Genomic DNA, 22,135 nt, shown 5'->3' with positions numbered 1-22,135 from the left:
AAGAGGGCTCCGAATCCAGGGCTTGAGCGGCCATGAGTCTAGTCGGGTGAGCCCACCGGGCCGACATCCGCGCTCAGGCGAAGTCCGGGGTGCCGGTGGGCACCATAAATCGGAACTCGGCGCCGCCCTCGGGCCCGCGCTGCACGGAGATGGTGCCGCCGTGCGCCTCGATGAGCCCCTTGACGATGAACAGGCCGAGCCCGGTGCCGCCGCGGCGGCGGGCGTTGCCCCGCCAGAACTGCCGGAAGACGCGCGTGACCAGCTCGGGCGGGATGCCCTCTCCCTGGTCACGGACGGACACGGCAACTCCCCATTCGCTCGGTTCGACCACTATTGTCACCGTACCGCGCCCGTGACGCACCGCGTTTTCCATCAGGTTGGCGAGCACTTGGTCGATCTTGTCCTGGTCGAGCCAGGTCTCGGGCAGCTCGCCGCGCACGTCGAGCACGAAGCGGTCCCCGGGCTCGCCCGCGGCCACCCGGCCCGCGATGATCCTGGAGACCCTGGACGGGATGTCGACCACCTGGCGGTGGATCTCCAGCCGTCCCGACTCGATGCGCGAGACGTCCAGCAGCTCGGTGATCAGCCGGGTCACCCGGTCGGCGTCGGCGTTCACCGTCTCCAGCATGACCAGCTTCTGGTCGTCGGTGAAGCGCGTCCACTTGGCCAGCAGGGTCGCGGTGAAGCCCTTGACGCTGGTCAGCGGGGAGCGCAGCTCGTGGGCGACGGTGGAGACCAGGTCGGCGCGGCTGCGTTCCAGGCGGGCGCGGGCGCCGGCGTCGCGGAGCGTGATGACGACCCGGACGACCTTGCCGCCCCGCTCGGGCCGGCGCACCAGGCGGGCGGCCACCAGCATCTCCTGCCCGCCCGGGGTGCGCAGCGGCAGCTCGGGCTGGCGGGACCGGCCGGGCAGCCCGCCGTAGGTGTCGAGCCACTTCCACCAGTCGCGCCCGTCCTGGTCGCGGAAGGAGAAGACGTCGCGCAGGTGACGCCCTGCGGCGCGTTCGCGGGTGACCCCGGTGAGGCGGGTCGCGGCCCGGTTGACGGTGAGCACGTGCCCGTCCCCGTCGGTGACCACGAGGCCGTCGGGCAGCTCGTCGGCGTCGATCATGGGCACGGGATCGGCGCTCCGCCCACCGGTGTGTTCGCCGTGCACGACCCCGCCTCCTCGACGCTACATGGCCGACAATAGCGGGTTTCCCGCACGGCCGGTCAGCCCGCGGACGCCGGTCGCCGGACGCCGGCGGGATCGGTGCGCTGAGACCGGGCAGATGCGTACAGACAGACCGCGGCGGCGGTCGCCAGGTTCAGGCTCTCGGCCCGCCCGTGGATCGGCACCCTGACGACCTCGTCGGCCAGGGCCAGGATGTCCGGCGGCAGCCCCCACGCCTCGTTGCCGAAGATCCAGGCCGTGGGGCCGGACAGGTCCACCTCGTCCAGGGTGAGCTCGCCCGCGCCGTCGGCGGCCAGCACGCGCAGCCCCGAGGCCTTGAGGTGCCCGGCGACGTGGGCGGCCCCGGCGCCGGTGGTGACCGGCAGGTGGAACAGGCTGCCCGCGCTGGCGCGCACGCACTTGCCGTTGTAGGGGTCGACCGAGGCGTCGGTGAAGACGACCGCGTCGGCGCCGGCGGCGTCGGCCGTGCGCAGCACGGTGCCGGCGTTACCGGGGTCGCGGACGTGGGCGAGAACGGCCACCAGCGTGGAACCGGCCGTCACCGCGGTCTCCAGGGGCACGTGCACGAAGCGGCACACGGCCAGCAGCCCCTGCGGGGTGACGGTCTGGGCCAGCTCGGCCATGACCTCGCCGCTGGCGCGCAGCAGCGGCACCCCGGCGGCGCCGGCGGCGGCGACCAGGTCGGCGTGGCGCGCCTCGGCCTCGGCGGTGGCGAACAGCTCCACCACCACGCCGTCCAGCGTCAGCGCCTCGCGGACCGCCTGCGGCCCCTCGGCCAGGAAGGAACGGTCGCGGTCCCGGAAGGCCCGCTTGGTCAGCCGCCGCGCGGCCTTGACCCGCGGTGACTTGATGTTGGTCAGTTCAGACCCGGCCATGCCCGTCCCCCAAGAATGCGAACGCGGCCCGCAGCATCGAAGCTGCGGGCCGCGTCGTCGTCGGTACCTCGCTCAGCAGGCTCGCTCAGCCGGCGACCGGCGCGTTCACGTCGGCCGGGAGCGCCTTCTTGGCGGCCTCGACCAGCGTCGCGAACGTGGCGGCGTCGTTGACCGCGAGGTCGGCGAGGATCTTGCGGTCGACCTCGATGGAGGCGAGCCGCAGGCCCTGGATGAGCCTGTTGTAGGTGATGCCGTTCTGGCGGGCAGCGGCGTTGATCCGCTGGATCCAGAGACGGCGGAAGGTGCCCTTGCGGTCCTTGCGGTCGCGGTAGGCGTACGTCATCGAGTGGAGCATCTGCTCCTTGGCCTTGCGGTACAGCCTGGAACGCTGACCCCGGTAGCCCTTCGCCCGCTCGAGAACGACCTTGCGCTTCTTCTTGGCGTTGATCGCCCGCTTCACGCGTGCCATGTGTATCTATCTCCCCGGGGGCGGTTACTTAGCGAGCAGCTTCTTGATCTTCTTGGAGTCGGCGTCGGAAAGCACGACCTCGGGCTTGAGACGACGCGTCAGGGTGGACGCCTTGTGCTCGTTGTAGTGCGCGCGGTTGGCGCGGCGGCGCACGAGCTTGCCGGTGCCCGTGAGCCTGAACCGCTTCTTCGCACCGCTGTGCGTCTTCATCTTCGGCATCTCGGCCGTCTCTCCCTCGATCGCGCCGATGTCCCGGGCCGGTAACCCGAGTCAAGGGCATGCCTGACTGCGAGACCGGACCCGGTCTCGGCTTGATCTCGCGACTACCTGAGGATCCAGGCTATGCGAGTTACTCCTGCGGGGCCGCCACCGCTCCACCGACGGAGACCTGCTCGTCGACGTCGTCGACACTGTCGACGTCGTCGGCGTGCGTCTCGTCCGCGGACCGGGACACGTCACCGGAGGCGTCCTCGTCATGCCGCGCCTTGGCCGCCGCCTTCTCGGCCTTGGCCTCTGCCTTCTTCTTGTGCGGGCCGATCACCATGATCATGTTACGGCCGTCCTGCTTGGGCTGGGACTCGACGAAGCCGAGCTCCGTCACGTCCTCGGCCAGCCGCTGCAGGAGCCGGAAGCCCAGCTCGGGCCGGGACTGCTCCCGGCCTCGGAACATGATGGTGACCTTGACCTTGTCCCCCGCCTTGAGGAACCGCACCACGTGACCCTTCTTGGTCTCGTAGTCGTGCGGATCGATCTTCGGCCGGAGCTTGATCTCCTTGATGATGGTGTACGCCTGGTTGCGGCGCGCCTCACGTGCCTTCATCGCGGACTCGTACTTGAACTTGCCGTAGTCCATGAGCTTGCACACTGGCGGGCGAGCCGTTGCCGCGACCTCGACCAGGTCGAGGTCGGATTCTTGAGCCAGCTTCAAGGCATCGCCGATGGAGACGATGCCCACCTGCTCGCCGTTCGGGCCGACGAGGCGGACCTCGGGCACGCGAATGCGGTCATTGATGCGGGGCTCGGCGCTGATGGGGCCTCCTAGGTTTGCGATCCACGGCCCCCGTCAGGGGGCCGCAACATGCTCGATCGTGCCGGGAAGGTCGCGGACGCTCACCCCCTGGCAGGGGTGTCGAACGCAGAATGCCCCGCACGTCACGCATGCGGGGCCACATGAACCGAGGGCTTTACGCCGTAAGCTCTCCGGGAGTCACCCGGTGTGATCCTGACCTGTCGGCCTTGCGGTCGACGAGGTGGGAGGGCGACCTCCGCTTGCGCGTCCAGCAGGCACGCCGGACCGATCGAGTCGTTACTCTACCACAACGGCGTGCTCACCCAGAATCATCCCGCGGCGCGCCACGCTCCCGGGTGCGCCTCTCGAACACCGGGAACACAGGGAACACAGGGAGCGCCGGGGGCGCGTGGACGGCGGCGTCGGGGGCGGGGGCGGGTCACTCGGTCGGCGCGGCGCGGCGGACGATCTCGGCCTTGCCCGCCTCGCGCATGACCTCCACCGGCACGTCCGCGCGGCCGGTCATCAGCTCGACCTGCCTGACCGCCTGGTGCAGGAGCATCGGGAACCCCCCGACGACGGTCCCGCCCCGCGCGGCCACCGCCGCCGCCGGCCGGGTGGGCCAGGGCGCGTAGATCACGTCGAAGAGGGCGGGCACCCCGGCCAGTGTCTCGGCCAGGTCGTCGGCGGCGCCGGAGGGCATGGTCGAGACGACCAGGTCGACCTCCAGCGCCGCCTCGAGCTTGTCGAGGGACTGCACGGTCAGGTTCACGCCCAGCCGCTCGGCCGCCTCGGCGGTCACGGTGACCCTGGCCGGGTCGCGCACCACCAGGGTCGCCTCCCCCAGGCCGAGGCGCCGCAGGGCGGCCAGCGCGGAGGCGGCGGTCGCGCCGCCGCCCAGGATCGTCGCCGCGCGGGGCGCGGTCACCCCCGCCTCGGCCAGCGCCTCGACGATGCCGTGCACGTCGGTGTTGTCGCCGTGCAGCCCTTCCTCGGAGAGGATCACGGTGTTGGCCACGCCCACCTGGAGGGCCAGCTCGGAGACGGTGTCGAGCAGCGGCAGCACGGCCCGCTTGAGCGGCATGGTCAGCGACAGCCCGCGCCAGGTGCCGTCCAGGTCGCCGATCAGGCCGGGCAGGGCGGCCTCGTCGCACTCGATCGCCTCGTAGTGCCACTCGTGCAGGCCCATGGCCCGGTGGGCCGCGCGGTGCAGGTACGGGGAGAGCGAGTGGACGATCGGCGATCCCAGCACCGCCGCCTTCAGCACCCGTTCACCTTGTTCCGCTCGTACTCGGCCTTGAGCGCGATGAAGTCGGACTCCAGCGAGGCGAACTTGGTGAGGCGTTTGCCAGGACAGGTGGTGACGAACCACACCCAGTCGCCCTTGGTGGGGTTGAGGGCCGCCTGGATGGCGTCGTCGCCGGGGTTGGCGATCGGACCGGGGGGCAGGCCCAGGCGCCGGTAGGTGTTGTAGGGCGAGGTGCTGTCCAGGTCCTTGGTGGAGGACTCGATGCCGTACTTGTTCAGCCCGTACATCACGGTGCTGTCCATCTCCAGCATGCGGGGCGGTTCCCCGTCGAGCCGGTTGTAGATGACGCGGGCCACCTTGCCCATGTCGTCCTTGGTACCGGACTCGGCCTGCACGATGCTGGCGATCGTCATGATCTCGTGCGGGGTGTGGCCGAGCTCCTTGGCCTTGGCCTGCAGGTCGTCCTTGTCGGCGGTCTGGTGGAAGCGGTCGACCATCGCGGTCAGCACGTCCGAGGCCGTCATCTTCGGCCTGATCTCGTAGGTGGCCGGGAAGGCGTAGCCCTCCAGCCTGCCCCGGGCGTACTGCGGCAGGCCGAGTTCCTCGCCGTCCTTGGCCGCCTGCTGGAACTCCCTGAGCGGCTTGCCGGTCTGCTTGGCGAGCTGCTTGAGGGTGTCGACCAGGCGCAGCCCCTCCTTGAGCGTGACCCGCTTCAGCAGCTGCTTGTCCGGGTCGAGCAGCTTCACGGCCTCGGCCGCCGACATCTGCTTGCGCATGGTGTACTCACCGGGCTGCAGGGCCGAGCTCTTGCCCGCCTGGCCCACGGCGTCGACGAAGGCCTTGGCGCTCTTCACCACGCCCTGTTCCTCCATGGTCTGCGCGATCTGGGAGGCGGTCTGGCCGTCCTTGATCTCCACGACGACCTCGCCGGACCCCTGACCGGTGTAGTCGTCGGGGGTCATCACGTCGCGCACCCAGGTGTAACCGTAGAAGCCCGCGGCGCCGATCCCGCCCAGCAGCACGATGATCGCGAGCATCGGGGCGAGGAACCGGCCACGGCTGCGGCGGCGCCTGCGCCGCCGGCCCCGGCGCTCACCGGGTTCGCGGCCCGAGGACGCGCGGGAGCCTCGGCGCGACCGACCTTCGTCGTCGGAGCCGACCAGGAAGTCCATATCGAGATCGTTCATAGAGACGCTGGCCAATCTCCCGCTGAGGACGGCCTGGCGTCAAGCGGGTCCGCCAAACCGGAGGGGGGCATCCTGCCGGACGTCCCACCTCCGCGGGAGTCGCCGTCCGGTCCGGGGACGCGGGACGCCGCTCGCGGCGGAACGGGGGGTGTTCCGCCGGGCATCAACGCTTCCCTAGGTATCTGTTCAGCTGTTCCCGGTATCTCACAAACTCACTCTCTTTGTCAGTGAATTTCGTGATTCTATGCTCCGGATCGGTAGTCACAAACCAGAACCAATCACCTTGATCTGGCTGGAGCGCCGCGATCAATGCCTTCTCCCCGGGGTTCGCGATGGGCCCGGGTGGCAGGCCGGGACGCAGGTAGGTGTTGTAAGGAGACCTCACCTCGGTGTCCTTCTGCGACACCTCCAGGGTCCTGCGCCGTTGCGCGTACAGCACCGTGGTGTCCAGCTGGAGGGGCGTCCCGGCCCTGATCCGGTTGTAGATCACTCTAGCGATCTTGGGGTAGTCCGGGTCCCGGCCGCCCTCGGCCTGCACGATGCTGGCCACCGTGACCGCCTCCAGCGGCGTCAGCCGCCTCCGCTCGGCCCTGCCCTCCAGGTCGAGGGCGGCGGCGACCTGTTTGTAACGTTCCACCATCGCGGCGAGCAGCTCGGGCGCGGTGGTGTCCTGCTCGATCTCGTAGGTGGCCGGGAACAGGAAGCCCTCGGCGCTCCCGGCGTACCGGGGCAGGTCCAGCGCCTCCTCGTCGGCCGCGGCCCTGACCAGGTCGCCACGGCGCAGGCCGGTGTCCTCGGCGAGCCGGTCGAGCAGTTCGGGCAGGCGCAGCCCCTCGGGGATCGTGACCGTGCGCACCATCCGCGAACCGGGCGCCGCCAGCAGGTCGAGCGCGGAGGCCGCGTCCATGCCCCTGCGCAGCCTGAAACGGCCCGGGTGCAGGGTGGCGGTCCTGGCCTGCTCCTCGGCCCGCCTGACGAACGCCCTGGCGCTCGCCACGACCCCGGCGTCGGCCAGCGTCCGGCCGATCTCGGCGGCGCTCGCGCCCGGGGAGATCTCCACCACGACCGTGCCCGACCCCGGCCCCTCGAAGTCGGCGGGGGCCAGGTAGGGGCGGATCACGATGAGCCCGGCGGTTCCCGCGGCGACCAGGAGCGCGGACGCCCCGGCCAGCAGCGGCCACACCGGCCGCGCCGGCCGCACCGGCCGCACCGCTCCCGGGCCGTTCACCGGACCTCCCCGCCGTCCGACGAGCGGCCCGCGGGCGGCGCCACCGGGCTGCCGGGGGGCCTGCCGGTGGCGCGCTCGGTGTCGAGCGCCGCCTGGAGCAGCACGATCGCGGCGGCCTGGTCGACCACGGCGCGCTGGTTCTTCGCTCGTACGCCGCTGGCCCGCAGGCCCTGCTGGGCGGTGACCGTGGTCAGCCGCTCGTCGATCAGCCGGACCGGGACGGGGGCCAGCCGCGCCGAGATCCTGCCCGCGAACTCCCGGGCCGCCTCGGCCGCCGGCCCCTCGCGGCCGGAGAGCGAGGTCGGCAGGCCGACCATCACCTCGACGACCTCGTACTCGGCCGCGATCTCCGCGAGCCGGTCGAGGTCGCCCTTGCCGCGCCGGACGGTCTCCACCGGCGTGGCCAGCAACCCCGAGGGGTCGCTGCGCGCCACGCCGATGCGGACCGAGCCGACGTCGACCCCGAGCCGGACACCGTTTCTCATCATCGTCCCCACCCTCGTGCCGTACCCGGCGCGGGGGTGTCGTCCCCCGTCAGGAGAGCGTCTGCGTGATCGACCGCTCCACGGCGGCGAGTGCGTCACCGATCTCCTCGGGGCGCACCCCGCCGCCCTGCGCGACGTCGTCCTTGCCGCCACCACCACCTCCGAGCGCCTTCGCGGCGACGCCGACCAGCAGCCCCGCCTTCAGGCCGCGGTCGCGTCCGGCCTCGTTCACCGCGGCGATGACGACCGGCCGGTCGCCGGGGACACCGGCGACGACGACGACCGCGGCGCGATCGCCCGGCAACCGTCCACGGACGTCCAGGGCGAGCTTACGCAGATCGTCCGGAGAGGTGCCATCAGGCGCGCGGTGTGTCACGACGGCGGCTCCGTGCAGATCACGGGCACTTTCCGCGATCTGCCCGGCTCCGGCGAGCGCCTGGGCCGAACGCAGGCCGGCCAGTTCCTTCTCCGCCGAGCGCAACCGGGTCACGATGCCCTCGATGCGCTCGGGCAGCTCCTCCCTGCGGGCCTTGAGCTGGTCCGAGAGCTGGGCGACGAGCACGCTCTCCTTGGCCAGGAAGCGGAAGGCGTCCAGCCCGACCAGGGCCTCCACGCGGCGCACGCCCGCGCCGATCGAGGCCTCGCCCAGCACCTTGACCAGGCCGAGCTGCCCGGAGCTGGCCACGTGGGTGCCGCCGCACAGCTCCCGTGAGTACTCGCCGACCTCGACGATGCGGACGGTGTCACCGTACTTCTCGCCGAACAGGGCCAGGGCGCCCATCGCGCGGGCCTCCGCCTGGGAGGTGTGGAAGGCGTTGACCCGCAGGTCGTTGATCAGGACGGCGTTGACCTCGTCCTCGACGTCGCGCAGCACGCTGGGCGGTACCGCGCCCGCGGCGGTGAAGTCGAAGCGGAAGCGGCCCGGCGAGTTCTCCGAGCCGGCCTGCGCGGCGGTCTCGCCCAGCGCGTTGCGGAAGCCGCGGTGCACCAGGTGGGTGGCGGTGTGGCTGCGCGAGATCGCCCGGCGCCGCTCGACGTCGATCTCGGCCTGGGCCTGGTCGCCCACCCGGATCTCGCCGGAGCGGACCTTGCCCCGGTGCACGACGACCCCGGGGACCGGGGACTGCACGTCCACGATCTCCACCTCGGCGCCGCCGGTGCGGATCACGCCCTGGTCCGGGAGCTGGCCGCCGCCCTCGGCGTAGAACGGGGTGCGGCCCAGCACCACCTCGACCGACGTGCCCGCGCCCGCGGCGGGCACCGGGGCGCCGTCCACCAGCAGGCCGATGACCTCGGCCTCGGCGGTCACCTGGTCGTACCCCAGGAACTCCACCTTGCCGGTCTTCTCCAGGAGCGTGCCGAAGATTGAGATGTCGGCGTTGCCGGTCTTCTTGGCGGCGGCGTCGGCCTTGGCCCGGTCGCGCTGCTCCTTCATCAGCCGGCGGAAGCCCTCCTCGTCGACCCGCAGCCCCTGCTCGGAGGCCATCTCCAGGGTGAGGTCGATCGGGAAGCCGTAGGTGTCGTGGAGCTGGAAGGCCTGGTCGGCGGCGAGCGTGGCGCGGCCCTTGCGCTTGGTCTCCTCGGCGGCCACGTCGAAGATCGCGGTGCCGGTGCGGAGGGTGCCCAGGAAGGAGGCCTCCTCGGCGTCGATGACGCCGTGGATCTGCGGGGCGTCGGCCTTGAGCTCGGCGTACTGCCGGCCCATCACCTCGACGGTCACCGCGGTGAGCTCGTGCATGTAGCGCTCCTCGCCCGCGCCGAGCAGGCGCAGGTTGCGGATGGCGCGGCGCAGGATGCGGCGCAGCACGTAGCCCCTGCCCTCGTTGGAGGGCAGCACCCCGTCGGCGACGAGCATGACGCCGGTCCTGACGTGGTCGGCGACCACGCGCAGCGACACGTCGGCGCGCCCGTCGCGGCCGTAGCGCGTCCGGGTGAGCTCCGCCGCCCGTTCGAGGATCTTGTACGTGGTGTCGATCTCGTAGATGTTGTCGACGCCCTGCAGGATCGCCGCCATGCGCTCCAGGCCCATGCCGGTGTCGACGCTCTTGGCGGGCAGCTCCCCGGCGATGTCGAAGTCGATCTTGCTGCGGACCGCGCTGAGCTGGAACTGCATGAAGACGTTGTTCCACACCTCGAGGTAGCGGTTCTCGTCCGCGATCGGGCCGCCCTCGCGCCCGTACTCGGGGCCGCGGTCGTAGTAGATCTCGCTGCACGGGCCGCCGGGGCCGGGCACGCCCATGTGCCAGTAGTTGTCGGCCAGGTCGCGGCGCTGGATGCGCTCGGCCGGGACCCCGGCCTTCCTCCAGATCTCGGCGGCCTCGTCGTCGTCGAGGTAGACCGTGGCCCACAGGCGGTCCTCGGGGAAGCCGAAGCCGCCCTCGGACTCGGGCCTGGTCAGCAGCTCCCAGGCGAAGGGGATCGCCTGGTCCTTGAAGTAGTCGCCGAAGGAGAAGTTGCCGAGCATCTGGAAGAAGCTGGCGTGCCTGGTCGTCTTGCCGACCTCGTCGATGTCGAGGGTCCGCACGACCTTCTGCGCGCTGGCGGCCCGCTTGTAGGGCGGCTTCTGCTGGCCCAGGAAGTAGGGCTTGAAGGGCACCATGCCCGCGTTGACCAGGAGCAGGGTCGGGTCCTCGGCGATGAGGCTGGCCGAGGGCACGACGGTGTGCCCACGCTCCTCGAAGAAGCGCAGGAAGCGGCGGGCGATCTCTGCCGAATCCATGTCAGCGGCCGTCCTTTACGTCGAAGTGATAGGGGTTTTCCACGGCGCTTTCCACGGTGTCGAGTCCGAACCGCGATCGCAACTCTGTTTCCCGCTCGGCCGCGCCCCGCCGGGTCTCACCGGCCAGGTCGCGCACCTGCTCCAGGGCGCCGGCGGCACCGTGCACGGCCCGGCGGGCCAGGTGGTCGGGGTGCAGCGCCTGGAGCTTGCGCATGACCCACACGGCGCCGAACGCGCCCAGTCCCATGTAGAACAGTCTGCGGATCATCGCCGCCTCCTCTCCAGGGCCGGCCGGGCGGCCACCGGGCGGCGCCGGGCGCCCAGTGCCCGGCGCAGGCCGTGGGTGAACGCCGCCACCTTGATCATCGGCCCGGTGACGAGGTTCTGGGTGACGTCACTGACCCTCGCGACATGCCCGCTGACCTGCTTGACGTCCTTGGTGATGGCCTCCAGGGCCACCAGTTGCCGGTTGGTCTCGCCGACGGCCGCCGAGACGTCCTCCAGCAGCGGGACGACGCGGTCGCCCAGTTGGGAGACCATCTTGGTGGTCTCGGTCAGCAACCGGATCAGCCTGACCAGGGCGACGGCCATGAAGCAGACCAGGATCGCCCAGGCCATCGCGGCGATCAGCCCGGCGACCTCTCCTGCGGTGAGCATTGCGGACCCGTCCCCTCATAGGTGACCCCGGCCGTGGTCGGGTGGAATGGCGAAACCCTATCGTGCCCGGGGTCGTCGCTCCCCGCTCACCGCGCGCCGGACGCGGGGCGGGTCACTCCCCGCGCAGGAAGGCGCGGATCCTGGACCAGCGGTCGGCGAAGGCCGCCTCGGCGCCGTGCCGGGTGGGGCGGTAGTAGCGCCGGTCCCGCAGCTCCTCGGGCGCGTACTCCTGCCGGACCAGGCCGTGCTCGAAGTCGTGGGGGTAGCGGTAGCCCTCGCCGTGCCCGAGCTTCCCGGCCCCGGCGTAGTGGGAGTCGCGCAGGTGCGCGGGGACGTGCCCGATGGCGCCGCGCCGCACGTCCGCCGAGGCCTCGCCGACAGCGGTGATCACCGCGTTGGACTTGGGGGCGAGCGCGCAGTGGATCACGGCCTGGGCCAGGTTGAGCCTGCCCTCGGGCATGCCGATGAGCTCCACCGCCTGGGCCGCGGCCACCGCCACCTGCAGGCAGGTGGGGTCGGCCATGCCCACGTCCTCGGAGGCGAAGACGACGATCCTGCGGGCGATGAACCGGGGGTCCTCCCCCGCCTCGATCATCCGGGCCAGGTAGTGCAGCGCGGCGTCGGCGTCGGAGCCCCGCATGCTCTTGATGAAACCGCTGATCACGTCGTAGTGCTGGTCGCCCTGACGGTCGTAGCGGACGGCGGCCTTGTCCACCGCGCGTTCCACCACCTCGACCGTGACCTCGCCGTCGGCGATCAGCGCGGCGGCCTCCAGGTAGGTGAGCGACCTGCGGGCGTCGCCGCCGGCCAGCCGGACCAGGTGCTCGGCGGCCTCGGGCGCCAGGCGGACCTTCCCGTCCAGGCCGCGCGGGTCGGCGACGGCGCGCTCCAGCACCGCGCGGACGTCGTCCTCCGACAGGGCCTGGAGGGTCAGCAGCAGCGAGCGCGACAGCAGTGGGGAGATGACGGAGAAGAACGGGTTCTCGGTGGTGGCGCCGATGAAGGTGACCCAGCGGTTCTCCACGGCGGGCAGCAGGGCGTCCTGCTGCGCCTTGTTGAAACGGTGGACCTCGTCGACGAACAGCACGGTCTGGCGGCCGGACATGCCCAGGTCCCTGCGGGCCTGCTCGATGGCCGCGCGGACCTCCTTGACCCCGGCCGAGACCGCCGACACCTCGACGAAGCGCCGCTTCGTGGCACCGGCCACCACGTAGGCGAGGGTGGTCTTGCCGGTGCCCGGCGGCCCCCACAGGAAGAGCGACATCGGCGCCTCGGCCTCGACGAGGCGGCGCAGCGGCGTGCCGGGGCCCAGCAGGTGCCGCTGGCCGATCACCTCGTCCAGGCCCCGGGGGCGCATCCGCACCGCCAGGGGCTCCTGGCCGCGGTGGGCCTCCTCGGCCGCCGCGTCGAACAGGCTGTCCACGCCTGAGACAGTACCGCCGCCCGGCGCGCCTCAGCTCCCCCAGACGGCGACGGCGCCGCTGTGCCCGGCCCTGACCACGTAGTAGACGGCCACCACGGCCAGGATCACGGTCAGCCCCGAGACGGCCGTCACGAGCGGGCGGCCGAACCTGTCGCCTCGGCAGACGTGGACCAGGGCCGCGGACGCGACGCCGAGGCCGAGGGCGACGAACAGCAGGGGGGTGCCGAAAGCGGCGTGCTCGTTGATGAGCTCCCCCATCTCGCCGCTCGCGGAGGAGAAGCGTCCGGCCTGCAGGCTCTCACCGCTCTGCCGGGCCGCGAACACGCTCAGCGGCACGATCGGGGCGAGCCCGGCCACCGCCCAGGCGAGCGAGCGCCGGGTGCGGGGCGCCAGCGCGTACACGGTGGCGAGCACCGCGAGCAACGGGGTGAGGACCACCGCGGCGTGGACGATCAAGGGGTGCGGGGGCAGGCCGAGGATCTCGTCGAACATGGGAGGCTCCGGTGGTACGTGGTTCGTCGTCGGTAGGTAGGGATCCCACCATGGACCGGCTATGGGGAGCGTGAGGGGACCATGTCTCGTCCCCTGTGACCGTCCGGCACCACTGGGCGAATTTCACCACTTACGTGAAGCACATATCGGGGCCGGTACTCTTTCGCCAGTCCACACATCATGTAACAGCAATCCTGGAGGACATAGCGGTGAGCGCCGAGGACCGCCAGAGCCGACTGGCTCGGGAACACAGGGAGCGGCAGGCGAAGCGTGCTGAGCAGCAGACCGGCACGTCGAAGCGGAACGCCGTCATCGGAACGGTCGCCGCGCTCGTTGTGGCGGGCGGGCTGGTGGCCGGTGTGACCCTCCTGGGAGACGACGACGACAGGGGCACGGCCGCAGCCGCCACGACGTCGCCGTCCGCGTCGAGCACCCCCACCCCGGCGGTGACGCCCAGCACGAGCGCCCCGGCCGCGCCGGCCAACACGAGCTGCTCCTACCGCAAGGACACCAGCGGCAGCCCGATGAAGTTCGTGGGCATGCCGCCGAAGAAGCCGAACCTGAAGCTCAAGACCATGACGATCACCACCAACCACGGTGTCGTCGAGATCGAGCTGGCGACCGCGCAGGCGCCGTGCACGATCAACTCCTTCGCCTTCCTGGCCAAGAAGAACTTCTTCGACGGCAACAAGTGCCACCGCCTGGCGACTCCCGAGAGCGCCGGGGTGGGCCTGCTGCAGTGCGGCGACCCGCAGGCCAAGGCCGACGGCAAGAACCCCACCGACGGTCAGGGCAGTTCGGGCTACGTCTACGACAACGAGAACATGGAGGGGGCCATGTACACCAAGGGCGTGGTCGCCGTGGCCCAGGCTCCCGACGCCGTCAACCAGAACGGCAGCCAGTTCTGGATCTCGATGGCCGACGACACCAACCAGGTGGAGAAGGCCTACACGCCCTTCGGCTTCGTCCGCAAGGGCATGGACGTCCTGGAGAAGATCTACACGGGCGGATGGATCGAGAACCCCGACGACATCACCGGCGACGGCGGCGCCACCGCCCCCAAGCTGCCGGTGGTCATCAAGGACGTGAAGCTCTCCTAGCGGGCCTCCGCGGCGACACGTCGGTCCCGGACGATCGCCGCGGCATCGCATCGCCGTACCGCCGCATCGCCGGACACCACGGACGCCCCGGAGGCCGGAAGGCCCACCCGGGGCGTTTCCGTGTCCTCCGATCCTGCGTACCGCCGGTCCTCCACCTCCTTCGTGCCGTCCTCGTGTCCTTCGCGTCCGCCGGTCCGCGCCCCCGGCCCGGCGGCGCCGTGCCCGTTCCCGAGGCGACGGGGCCGAGGACCGGACGGGGGCGCTCAGAGCGTCCGTACGGCACGGGCGAGGCCCGCCGGGCTTTGAGGGTCAGGGCACGCGGTAGGGGAGCCCGGGGCGGCCTGGGCGCCCGGACGGGCCACCTGGACCACCTGGGACCTGGCAGGACGCCCGGGGCCGCGAACCTGAGAAAATCGTGATCACGGAAGGGCCGTGATCCCGGTCACAGTCGCCCGGCGCCCTCCTTGGCGCGACCAGACTCGAGACAGGTCCCGGTCCACCTCACGAGGGAGCACCCGATGGCGGAGAAGCTGCGCGGCGAGTTCGTGTTCGATCCCGAGTTCGGCAGGAATCCCTACGCGACCTACGCCGCGCTCCGCGAGAAGGGACCCGTGCACGCCGTGAGGTCCCACACGGGCAGGGAGGACTTCCTGGTCGTGGACTACGAGCACGGCCGCGCGGCGCTCGCCGACCCGAGGCTGGCCAAGGACTTCAGGCACGGCGCCGCCTCACCCCAGCGACGCGGCACCACCGGTGGCGCCGAGGGCACGGGCGCCCCTGGCGGTACGGGGGGCACCGGCGGCCCGCAGAACCCAGGGGGCTCAAGCGGTTCGGGGAGCTCAAGCGGCTCAGGGGGCTCGGAGGGCTCGGAGGGCTCGGCCGCGAGCAACCCGCTGCTCGACAGGAACCTGCTCAACTCCGACCCGCCGGACCACACCCGGCTGCGCCGCCTGCTCTCCCGGGCCTTCACCCCGCGGCGCACCGAGAGCCTGCGCCCCCGGATCCAGGAGATCGCCGACGGGCTCGTCGACGCCATGGCGGGCAGGGAACGGGCCGACCTGCTCGACGAGTACGCCTTCCCCCTGCCCATCGTGGTGATCTGCGAGCTGCTCGGCATCCCGGCCGGGGACCGCGACGACTTCCGCGCCTGGTCGACGACGCTGGTCAGCGCCGCCCTGACCGAGGAGGACGTCCGACGCCGGTCCGCCGCCAACAGGGACATCCACGCCTACTTCGCCGAGATCATCGCCGCGCGCCGGGCCGAGCCCAGGGACGACATGGTCAGCGCGCTGGTGTCCGCCCGCGACGAGCGGGAGCTGCTCAGCGAACCGGAGCTGATCTCCGCGCTCACGCTGCTGCTCGTCGCCGGGCACGAGACCACCGTCAACCTGATCGGCAACGGCGTTCTGGCCCTGCTGACCCATCCCGGACAGCTCCGGCTGCTGCGGGAGCGGCCCGAGCTGCTGCCCTCGGCGATCGAGGAGTTCCTGCGCTACGAGGGCCCGGTGGAGCGGGCGACCCTGCGCTTCGCCGCCGAGGACATGGAGATCGGGGGCGTGGCGGTCCCGCGGGGCTCCGTGGTACACGTCGCCCTCGGGGCGGCCGACCGGGACCCGCGCGCCTTCACCGCTCCCGACGTCCTCGACATCACCCGCGCCGACAACCACCACCTGGCCTTCGGGCACGGCATCCACTTCTGCCTGGGCGCGCACCTGGCCCGCCTGGAGGGCCGGATCGCCTTCGAGACGCTGCTGCGCCGGCTGCCCGGCCTCCGCCTCGCCTGCGCGCCCTCCGAGCTCTCCTGGCGCGGGAACGGCTCGATCATCCGCGGTCTGCGGAGCCTGCCCGTCTCCTTCTGACGGGAACTCCCGCCCGGAGCGGGCTCCGGGCGGAAGTGTCCCGGCACGGGTGCCGGGCCGGGCCGGGTCGGTCGGGCGGACCAGACCGGGCCGGTCGGGCCGGGTGGGGCGGGCCGGGTCAGGCGCCGGTCTTGGGCCTGCCGTCGACGCCGGCCTCCTTGCGCTGAGCGGCCGTGATCGGGGTCGGCGCGCCGGTCAGCGGGTCGAAGCCGGAGGCCGTCTTGGGGAAGGCGATGACGTCGCGGATGGAGTCGCCGCCCGCGAGCAGCATGCAGATCCGGTCCCAGCCGTAGGCGATGCCGCCGTGCGGCGGCGGGCCGTAGGTGAACGCCTCCAGCAGGAAGCCGAACTTGTTCTCCGCCTCCTCCTTGGAGATGCCGAGCACGTCGAAGACGCGCTGCTGCATCTCGGCGCGGTGGATACGGATCGAACCGCCGCCGATCTCCATGCCGTTGCAGACCATGTCGTAGGCGTAGGCGAGGGCCTCGCCGGGACGGTCCTGGAAGGTGTCGGCCCACTCGGGCCTGGGACCGGTGAAGGGGTGGTGGACCGCGGTCCAGCCGCCCTCGCCGTCCTCCTCGAACATGGGGGCGTCGACGATCCACAGGAAGTTCCACGCCGACTCGTCGATCAGGCCGCAGCGACGGCCGATCTCCAGGCGGGCCGCGCCGAGCAGGTCGCGGGAGGCGGAGGGGGCGCCGGCCGCGAAGAAGATCGCGTCACCGGGCGCGGCGCCCACCTCGGCGGCCAGGCCGGCCGCCTCGGTCTCGGACAGGTTCTTGGCGACCGGGCCGCCGAGCGTGCCGTCCTCGCCCACCAGCACGTACGCCAGGCCCTTGGCCCCGCGCGACCTGGCCCACTCCTGCCAGCCGTCCAGCTCCTTGCGGGTCTGCGAGGCGCCACCCGGCATGACCACGGCGCCCACGTACGGCGCCTGGAAGACCCGGAAGGTGGTGTCGGCGAAGAACCGCGTCATCTCCACGAGCTCCTGGCCGAAGCGCAGGTCGGGCTTGTCGGAGCCGTAGCGGGCCATGGCGTCGTGGTAGGTCATCCGGGGCAGCGGCACCGGCAGCTCGTAGCCGACGGTCTCCTTCCAGATGCGCCCGATCAGCGCCTCGCCCAGGGCGATGACGTCGTCCTGGTCCACGAACGACATCTCGACGTCGATCTGGGTGAACTCCGGCTGCCGGTCGGCGCGCAGGTCCTCGTCGCGGTAGCACTTGGCGAGCTGGTAGTAGCGCTCCAGGCCGGCCACCTGCAGGAGCTGCTTGAACAGCTGCGGCGACTGGGGCAGGGCGTACCAGTTGCCCGGCTGCAGGCGGACCGGGACCAGGAAGTCGCGGGCGCCCTCCGGGGTGGAGCGGGTCAGCGTCGGGGTCTCCACGTAGGTGAACCCGTGCTCGTTCATCACCTCGTGGGCCAGGTAGGTGGCCCGGGAGCGGGTGCGCATGGCACGCGCGACCTGCGGGCGGCGGATGTCGAGGTAGCGGTACTTGAGCCGGGCCTCCTCCGAGACGCCCGTGCCGCCCTCGATGGGGAACGGCAGCGGCGCCGACTCGCTGAGCACCTCGACCTCGGAGGCGACGACCTCGATCCGGCCGGTGGCCAGATCGGGGTTCTCGTTGCCCTCGGGGCGGACCCGCACCTCGCCGACGACCTTGACGCAGTACTCGGCGCGCAGGCCGTGGGCGTCGTCCTCCTCGCGGAAGACCACCTGCGCGGAGCCGGAGGCGTCGCGCAGGTCGATGAAGACCACGCCGCCGTGGTCGCGGCGCCGCGCCACCCACCCGGCGAGCGTCACCTGCTGCCCGGCGTGCTCCTCGCGCAGCGATCCCGCTTCGTGCGTGCGGATCATTTGTCCAGTCTCTCCTTCAACGTGGTGACGATCTCGTCGAGCGGCACGGCGGCCTGGTCCCCGCTGGCCAGGTCCTTGACCTGGGCGACCCCCGCGGCGATGTCCCGCTCGCCGAGGATCACCGCGTGGCTCGCCCCGGAGCGGTCCGCGCCCTTCATGGCGCCCTTGACACCCTTGCCGCCGAACGACATGTCGGCGGCAAGGCCGGCCCGGCGCAGCTCGGCGACGAGGAGGAACATCCGGCGGCGCGCCTGCTCGCCCAGCGGCACACCGTACACCTGGACGCGCGCCTCGGTGCCCTCGGCCCCGAACAGGCCCTCGGCCTCCATGGCCAGGACCGTGCGGTCGACGCCGAGCGCCCAGCCGACGCTGGGCAGGGGCGGGCCCCCGAGCATCTCGCTCAGCCCGTCGTAGCGTCCCCCGCCGCCCACCGCGGACTGGGAGCCGAGCCCGTCGTGGACGAACTCGAACGTGGTGCGCGTGTAGTAGTCCAGGCCGCGGACCAGCCGGGGGTCGTCGGTGTAGGCGACGCCGGAGGCGCTCAGCAGGGAGCGGACCTCCTCGTGGTAGGCCTCGCACGCCTCGCACAGGTGGTCGACGACCAGCGGCGCCTCCTTGAGCTGGGCCTGCACCTCGGGGCGCTTGTCGTCGAGCACGCGCAGCGGGTTGAGCTCGATGCGCTGCCGGGTGGGCTCGTCGAGGTCGAGGCCGCGCAGGAACTCCTGGAGGGCGGCCCGGTAGACGGGGCGGCACACGGCGTCGCCCAGCGTGTTGACCAGCAGCCGGACGCCGGTGAGGCCCAGCGCGGCGTAGCCGTCGACGGCCAGCAGGATCAGCTCGGCGTCCAGCGCCGGGTCCTCCGAGCCCAGCGCCTCGGCGCCGACCTGCGAGAAGTGGCGGTAGCGGCCCTTCTGGGCCCGCTCGTAGCGGAACTGGCTGCCCGAGTACCACAGTTTGACCGGGAGCTGCCCGTTGTGCAGGCCGTGCTGGAGCACCGCCCGCACCACCGAGGCGGTGCCCTCCGGGCGCAGGGTGATGGAGCGGCCGCCCTTGTCCTCGAAGGTGTACATCTCCTTGGAGACGATGTCGGTGGACTCGCCGACCCCGCGGACGAAGAGCGCGGTGTCCTCGAAGACCGGGGTCTCGATGTAGCCGTACCCCGCCCGGCGGGCGGGCGCGGTCAGTGCCTCACGCACCGCCAGCGCCCGTTCGGAGCGCGGCGGAAGCCAGTCGAAGGTGCCCTTGGGCGCCTGCAAAGTCATTGTCTAAAGTCCCCTGCCGGGGCCGCCGTCGTGCCGTACGTCCGCGGGATCGGCTCCCGCGGCCCTCTCCGCCTCCGCGAGGTAGGGATTGCCGGCACGCTCTTGGCCGATCGTGGTCTGTGGTCCGTGGCCGGGCAGCACGACCGTCTCCGCCGGCAGCGGCAGGCACTTGGCCGCCAGGCTGCGCAGGATGGTCGGGTAGTCGCCGCCCGGAAGGTCTGTGCGGCCGATGGAGCCGGCGAACAGCAGGTCGCCCGAGAACATCACGTCCGGGATCTCCTCGGTGGCGGGCAACCTGAACGTCACCGACCCCCGGGTATGGCCCGGGGCGTGGTCGACGGTGAGCTCCAGGCCCGCCAGCCGCAGCACCTCGCCGTCGGCGAGCTCGCGCACGTCGTCGGGCTCGGTGAAGGTGAGCCCGCCGAACATCTGCTGCTTCGCCGACAGCGACAGTCCCTTGCCCGGGTCGGAGAGCAGGTCGCGGTCCTCCGGGTGGATCCACGCGGGGACGTCACGCGCGCCGCAGACCGGGGCGACCGACCACATGTGATCGATGTGCCCGTGGGTGACCAGCACCGCGACCGGCTTGAGCCGATGCTCGCGCAGCAGGTCGTCGAGGTCGCCGACGGCGTTCTGACCGGGATCGACGACCACGCACTCCTCTCCCGCGGCGGGAGCGACGACGTAGCAGTTGGTCTGGAAGGACCCTGCGGGAAAGCCGGCGATGAGCATCTGCCTCAGCTGATCTCGTCAAGAATGCGGATGGGAATGTAACCGAAGGGTACCGGTGCGGGTCGGCGGGCTGCGAACCATTACCCATTGGCCGATACGATTCGCCCACCTCATTAAGTACTACTCGGCACTCGGGAGGGCGAAGCGGTGAGCGGCAAGGACCGTCAGAAGCAGTTGGCGCGCGAGCACTACGAGCGGCAGATGCAGCGGCGTCTCGAACGCGAGGCCAAGTCGAAGCGCAACGCGATCATCGGTACCACCGTGGCCGCCGTGGTCGTCGTGGGAGGCGTGATCGCCGCCACCACCCTGCTCGGAGGCTCCGACACGACGGCGACCGCCACCTCCGAGCCGGCACCGTCGCCGAGCTCGTCGGCGTCGGAGGCGGCCGGGGAGACCGGGGCGCAGCCGACGAAGTTCGACCCGGCGGCGGGCACCTGTGGCTACGCCGCCTCCCCCGGCGGCGCGGTCAAGGACGTGGGCCTGCCCCCGGCGAAGGTCGACAAGAGCCCGAAGAAGATGACCCTCAAGACCAACCTGGGCGACATCGTCATCGAGGTGTCGGCGGAGAAGACGCCCTGCACGGTCAACTCCTTCGCCTTCCTGGCGAAGAAGAACTACTTCAACGGCTCCAAGTGCCACCGGCTGGGCTCCGACCAGTTCCCCATGCTGCAGTGCGGCGACCCGCTGGCCAAGGCCGACGGCAAGAACCCCACCGACGGCCAGGGCGGTCCCGGCTACCGCTTCGTCAACGAGAACCTCGAGGGGGCCAAGTACACCCGCGGCGTCGTGGCCATGGCCAACAGCGGCCCCGACACCAACGGCAGCCAGTTCTTCATCGTCTACGGCAACGCCCCGCTGACGCCGGACTACACACCGTTCGGTACGGTCACCAAGGGTCTGGAGATCCTCGACAAGGTGAACAAGGCCGGGTTCATCACCCCGGGAGGCGACGGCACCGGAGCACCGAAGGAGACCGTCGAAATCAAAGACGTGACAATGTCCAGCTAGAGCTGACGTAATACATACAAGGGGCGACAAGTCCCGAAAGGCTGATGAAAGTGCGGGAGGACACGGTGAGCACCGACCCGTGGGGCCGGGTAGACGACGACGGCACCGTCTACGTACGTACGGCCGAGGGCGAACGGGCCGTCGGGTCCTGGCAGGCCGGCGAACCGGAGGAGGCCCTTGCCTACTTCCATCGCAAGTTCGACGAGCTGGCCGGTCAGGTGGCCCTGCTGGAGCAGCGGGTCCGCGGCACCGACCTGCCGCCCGCCCAGGCCGAGGCGACCATCGTCAAGCTCCGTGAGGCGATCACCGACGCGCACGCCGTCGGCGACCTGGACGCGCTGCTGACCCGCCTGGGCGCCCTCACCGAGCTGGTCGCCCAGCGCCGGGAGGAGGTCAAGGCCGCCCGTGACGTGGCCAGGGCCGAGGCCAAGGGCATCAAGGAGCGGATCGTCGCCGAGGCCGAGCGCATCGCCGAGGACACCACCCACTGGAAGACGGGGGGTGAGCGGCTGCGCCAGCTGATCGAGGAGTGGAAGGCCGCCGAGCGCATCGACCGGGTGACCGAGGCCGCCCTGTGGAAGCGCCTGTCGGCGGCCCGCACGGCCTTCGCCAAGCGGCGCAAGGCCTACTTCGCCGGGCTGGACGAGCAGCGCGAGGGGGTGCGCTCGGCCAAGGAGCGCATCGTCGCCGAGGCCGAGGAGCTGGCCTCGTCCACCGACTGGGGCACCACCGCGTCGGCCTACCGCGAGCTGATGCAGCAGTGGAAGAACGCGGGCCGGGCCTCCCGTGAGGTGGAGGACGAGCTCTGGGGCCGCTTCAAGGGTGCCCAGGACCGGTTCTTCCAGGCGCGCTCGGCCGTCTTCGCCGAGCGCGACGCCTCGCTGGCCGCCAACGCGGAGGTCAAGGAGCAGCTGCTGACCGAGGCGGAGAAGATCCTCCCGGTCACCGACGCCCGGGCGGCCCGCGGTGCCCTGCGTGCCCTCCTGGAGCGCTGGGAGGCGGCCGGCGCGGTCCCGCGCGAGCAGCGCGACCGCCTGGAGGGCGGCCTGCGCAAGATCGACGAAGCGGTCCGCAAGGCCGAGGAGGCGGAGTGGAAGCGCTCCAACCCCGAGGCACGCGCCCGCGCCCAGACCACCGTCGACCAGTTGCGCAAGTCCATCGCCCAGCTGGAGACCCGCCTGGCCAAGGCCAGGGAGGCCGGCAAGGACAAGGACGTCAAGGACGCCGAGGAGGCGCTGACCGCCCGCCGTTCCTGGCTGGAGGAGGCCGAGCGCACGCTCGCCGAGTTCTCCTGACCGTCCCGGTGTCCTCCTGACCCCTCGGCGCCACGTCCGCCCGGACGTGGCGCCGAA

The 22,135-nt window shown here is 71.6% G+C and carries 20 protein-coding genes and 1 pseudogene; 4 read left to right on the top strand and 17 right to left on the bottom strand.

What is annotated here, in order from left to right; genetic code table 11:
* Positions 1-73 precede the first annotated feature (73 nt).
* The 14 genes and pseudogenes from AB0G16_RS20330 to AB0G16_RS20265 all read right to left on the bottom strand — a co-directional run bounded on the left by AB0G16_RS20330 (position 74) and on the right by AB0G16_RS20265 (position 12,967).
* Positions 74-1,111 (bottom strand): ATP-binding protein, encoded by a 1,038-nt coding sequence (locus tag AB0G16_RS20330; RefSeq protein WP_362806868.1) that lies wholly within the window; start codon positions 1,109-1,111, stop codon positions 74-76.
* Positions 1,112-1,212: 101 nt separating this feature from the next.
* Positions 1,213-2,049: an RNA methyltransferase gene (locus AB0G16_RS20325; RefSeq protein WP_362806820.1), complete on the bottom strand. Its 837-nt coding sequence runs from the start codon at positions 2,047-2,049 to the stop codon at positions 1,213-1,215.
* 85 nt (positions 2,050-2,134) lie between these two features.
* Entirely contained in the window at positions 2,135-2,518 is a 384-nt protein-coding gene (rplT, locus tag AB0G16_RS20320) for a 50S ribosomal protein L20 (RefSeq protein ID WP_012892552.1), read from the bottom strand.
* A 24-nt stretch (positions 2,519-2,542) separates the two neighbouring features.
* The gene (gene rpmI / locus AB0G16_RS20315; RefSeq protein WP_362806817.1) at positions 2,543-2,737 is read right to left on the bottom strand and encodes a 50S ribosomal protein L35; all 195 of its coding nucleotides are present in this window, start codon (positions 2,735-2,737) and stop codon (positions 2,543-2,545) included.
* 298 nt (positions 2,738-3,035) lie between these two features.
* Positions 3,036-3,548 (bottom strand): annotated as a pseudogene (gene infC, locus AB0G16_RS20310) (translation initiation factor IF-3); the annotation flags it as partial.
* Positions 3,549-3,966: 418 nt separating this feature from the next.
* The gene (locus AB0G16_RS20305; RefSeq protein ID WP_362806866.1) at positions 3,967-4,791 is read right to left on the bottom strand and encodes a shikimate dehydrogenase; all 825 of its coding nucleotides are present in this window, start codon (positions 4,789-4,791) and stop codon (positions 3,967-3,969) included.
* Positions 4,788-5,963 carry an endolytic transglycosylase MltG gene (gene mltG / locus AB0G16_RS20300; RefSeq protein WP_362806814.1) on the bottom strand — a complete coding sequence of 392 codons (1,176 nt, stop codon included), beginning with the start codon at positions 5,961-5,963 and terminating at the stop codon, positions 4,788-4,790. Before mltG (AB0G16_RS20300) ends, AB0G16_RS20305 begins: the two co-directional genes overlap by 4 nt.
* A gap of 163 nt (positions 5,964-6,126) precedes the next feature.
* Positions 6,127-7,191, bottom strand: a complete 1,065-nt coding sequence (gene mltG / locus AB0G16_RS20295) for an endolytic transglycosylase MltG (RefSeq protein ID WP_362806811.1) — start codon at positions 7,189-7,191, stop codon at positions 6,127-6,129.
* The gene (ruvX, locus tag AB0G16_RS20290; RefSeq protein WP_362806864.1) at positions 7,188-7,676 is read right to left on the bottom strand and encodes a Holliday junction resolvase RuvX; all 489 of its coding nucleotides are present in this window, start codon (positions 7,674-7,676) and stop codon (positions 7,188-7,190) included. The genes mltG (AB0G16_RS20295) and ruvX overlap by 4 nt, the downstream gene beginning before the upstream one ends.
* A gap of 49 nt (positions 7,677-7,725) precedes the next feature.
* Complete coding sequence (gene alaS, locus AB0G16_RS20285; protein WP_362806808.1) at positions 7,726-10,395, bottom strand: alanine--tRNA ligase; 2,670 nt, start codon at positions 10,393-10,395, stop codon at positions 7,726-7,728.
* Between the two features lies 1 nt (position 10,396).
* Positions 10,397-10,663, bottom strand: a complete 267-nt coding sequence (locus tag AB0G16_RS20280; protein ID WP_362806805.1) for a hypothetical protein — start codon at positions 10,661-10,663, stop codon at positions 10,397-10,399.
* Entirely contained in the window at positions 10,660-11,052 is a 393-nt protein-coding gene (locus tag AB0G16_RS20275) for a DUF948 domain-containing protein (protein WP_362806802.1), read from the bottom strand. Before AB0G16_RS20275 ends, AB0G16_RS20280 begins: the two co-directional genes overlap by 4 nt.
* A 112-nt stretch (positions 11,053-11,164) precedes the next feature.
* Positions 11,165-12,475, bottom strand: coding sequence for a replication-associated recombination protein A (locus AB0G16_RS20270; protein WP_362806799.1), 1,311 nt, complete (start codon positions 12,473-12,475; stop codon positions 11,165-11,167).
* A 30-nt stretch (positions 12,476-12,505) separates the two neighbouring features.
* Positions 12,506-12,967, bottom strand: a complete 462-nt coding sequence (locus tag AB0G16_RS20265) for a DUF2231 domain-containing protein (RefSeq protein WP_362806796.1) — start codon at positions 12,965-12,967, stop codon at positions 12,506-12,508.
* 209 nt (positions 12,968-13,176) lie between these two features.
* On the opposite strand from AB0G16_RS20265, the gene AB0G16_RS20260 reads away from it, so the two are divergent.
* Positions 13,177-14,067, top strand: coding sequence for a peptidylprolyl isomerase (locus AB0G16_RS20260; RefSeq protein WP_362806793.1), 891 nt, complete (start codon positions 13,177-13,179; stop codon positions 14,065-14,067).
* A gap of 518 nt (positions 14,068-14,585) precedes the next feature.
* Complete coding sequence (locus AB0G16_RS20255; RefSeq protein ID WP_362806790.1) at positions 14,586-15,926, top strand: cytochrome P450; 1,341 nt, start codon at positions 14,586-14,588, stop codon at positions 15,924-15,926.
* A gap of 118 nt (positions 15,927-16,044) precedes the next feature.
* Here the strand turns inward: AB0G16_RS20255 and aspS are convergent, their stop codons facing one another.
* Genes aspS through AB0G16_RS20240 form a run of 3 tightly spaced genes read right to left on the bottom strand, consistent with a single transcriptional unit; the run spans position 16,045 to position 19,775 of the window.
* Positions 16,045-17,781 carry an aspartate--tRNA ligase gene (gene aspS / locus AB0G16_RS20250; RefSeq protein WP_362806787.1) on the bottom strand — a complete coding sequence of 579 codons (1,737 nt, stop codon included), beginning with the start codon at positions 17,779-17,781 and terminating at the stop codon, positions 16,045-16,047.
* Complete coding sequence (gene hisS, locus AB0G16_RS20245; protein WP_362806783.1) at positions 17,778-19,043, bottom strand: histidine--tRNA ligase; 1,266 nt, start codon at positions 19,041-19,043, stop codon at positions 17,778-17,780. Before hisS ends, aspS begins: the two co-directional genes overlap by 4 nt.
* A gap of 3 nt (positions 19,044-19,046) precedes the next feature.
* Complete coding sequence (locus tag AB0G16_RS20240; RefSeq protein WP_362806780.1) at positions 19,047-19,775, bottom strand: MBL fold metallo-hydrolase; 729 nt, start codon at positions 19,773-19,775, stop codon at positions 19,047-19,049.
* A gap of 147 nt (positions 19,776-19,922) precedes the next feature.
* On the opposite strand from AB0G16_RS20240, the gene AB0G16_RS20235 reads away from it, so the two are divergent.
* Complete coding sequence (locus tag AB0G16_RS20235; RefSeq protein WP_362806777.1) at positions 19,923-20,783, top strand: peptidylprolyl isomerase; 861 nt, start codon at positions 19,923-19,925, stop codon at positions 20,781-20,783.
* A gap of 65 nt (positions 20,784-20,848) precedes the next feature.
* The gene (locus AB0G16_RS20230) at positions 20,849-22,078 is read left to right on the top strand and encodes a DUF349 domain-containing protein (protein ID WP_362806775.1); all 1,230 of its coding nucleotides are present in this window, start codon (positions 20,849-20,851) and stop codon (positions 22,076-22,078) included.
* Positions 22,079-22,135: the final 57 nt, after the last annotated feature.

The organism is Streptosporangium sp. NPDC023615 (assembly GCF_040640155.1).
In the GTDB taxonomy this organism is placed as follows: Bacteria; Actinomycetota; Actinomycetes; order Streptosporangiales; family Streptosporangiaceae; genus Streptosporangium.
This window is presented reverse-complemented; position numbering and strand designations above follow the sequence as displayed.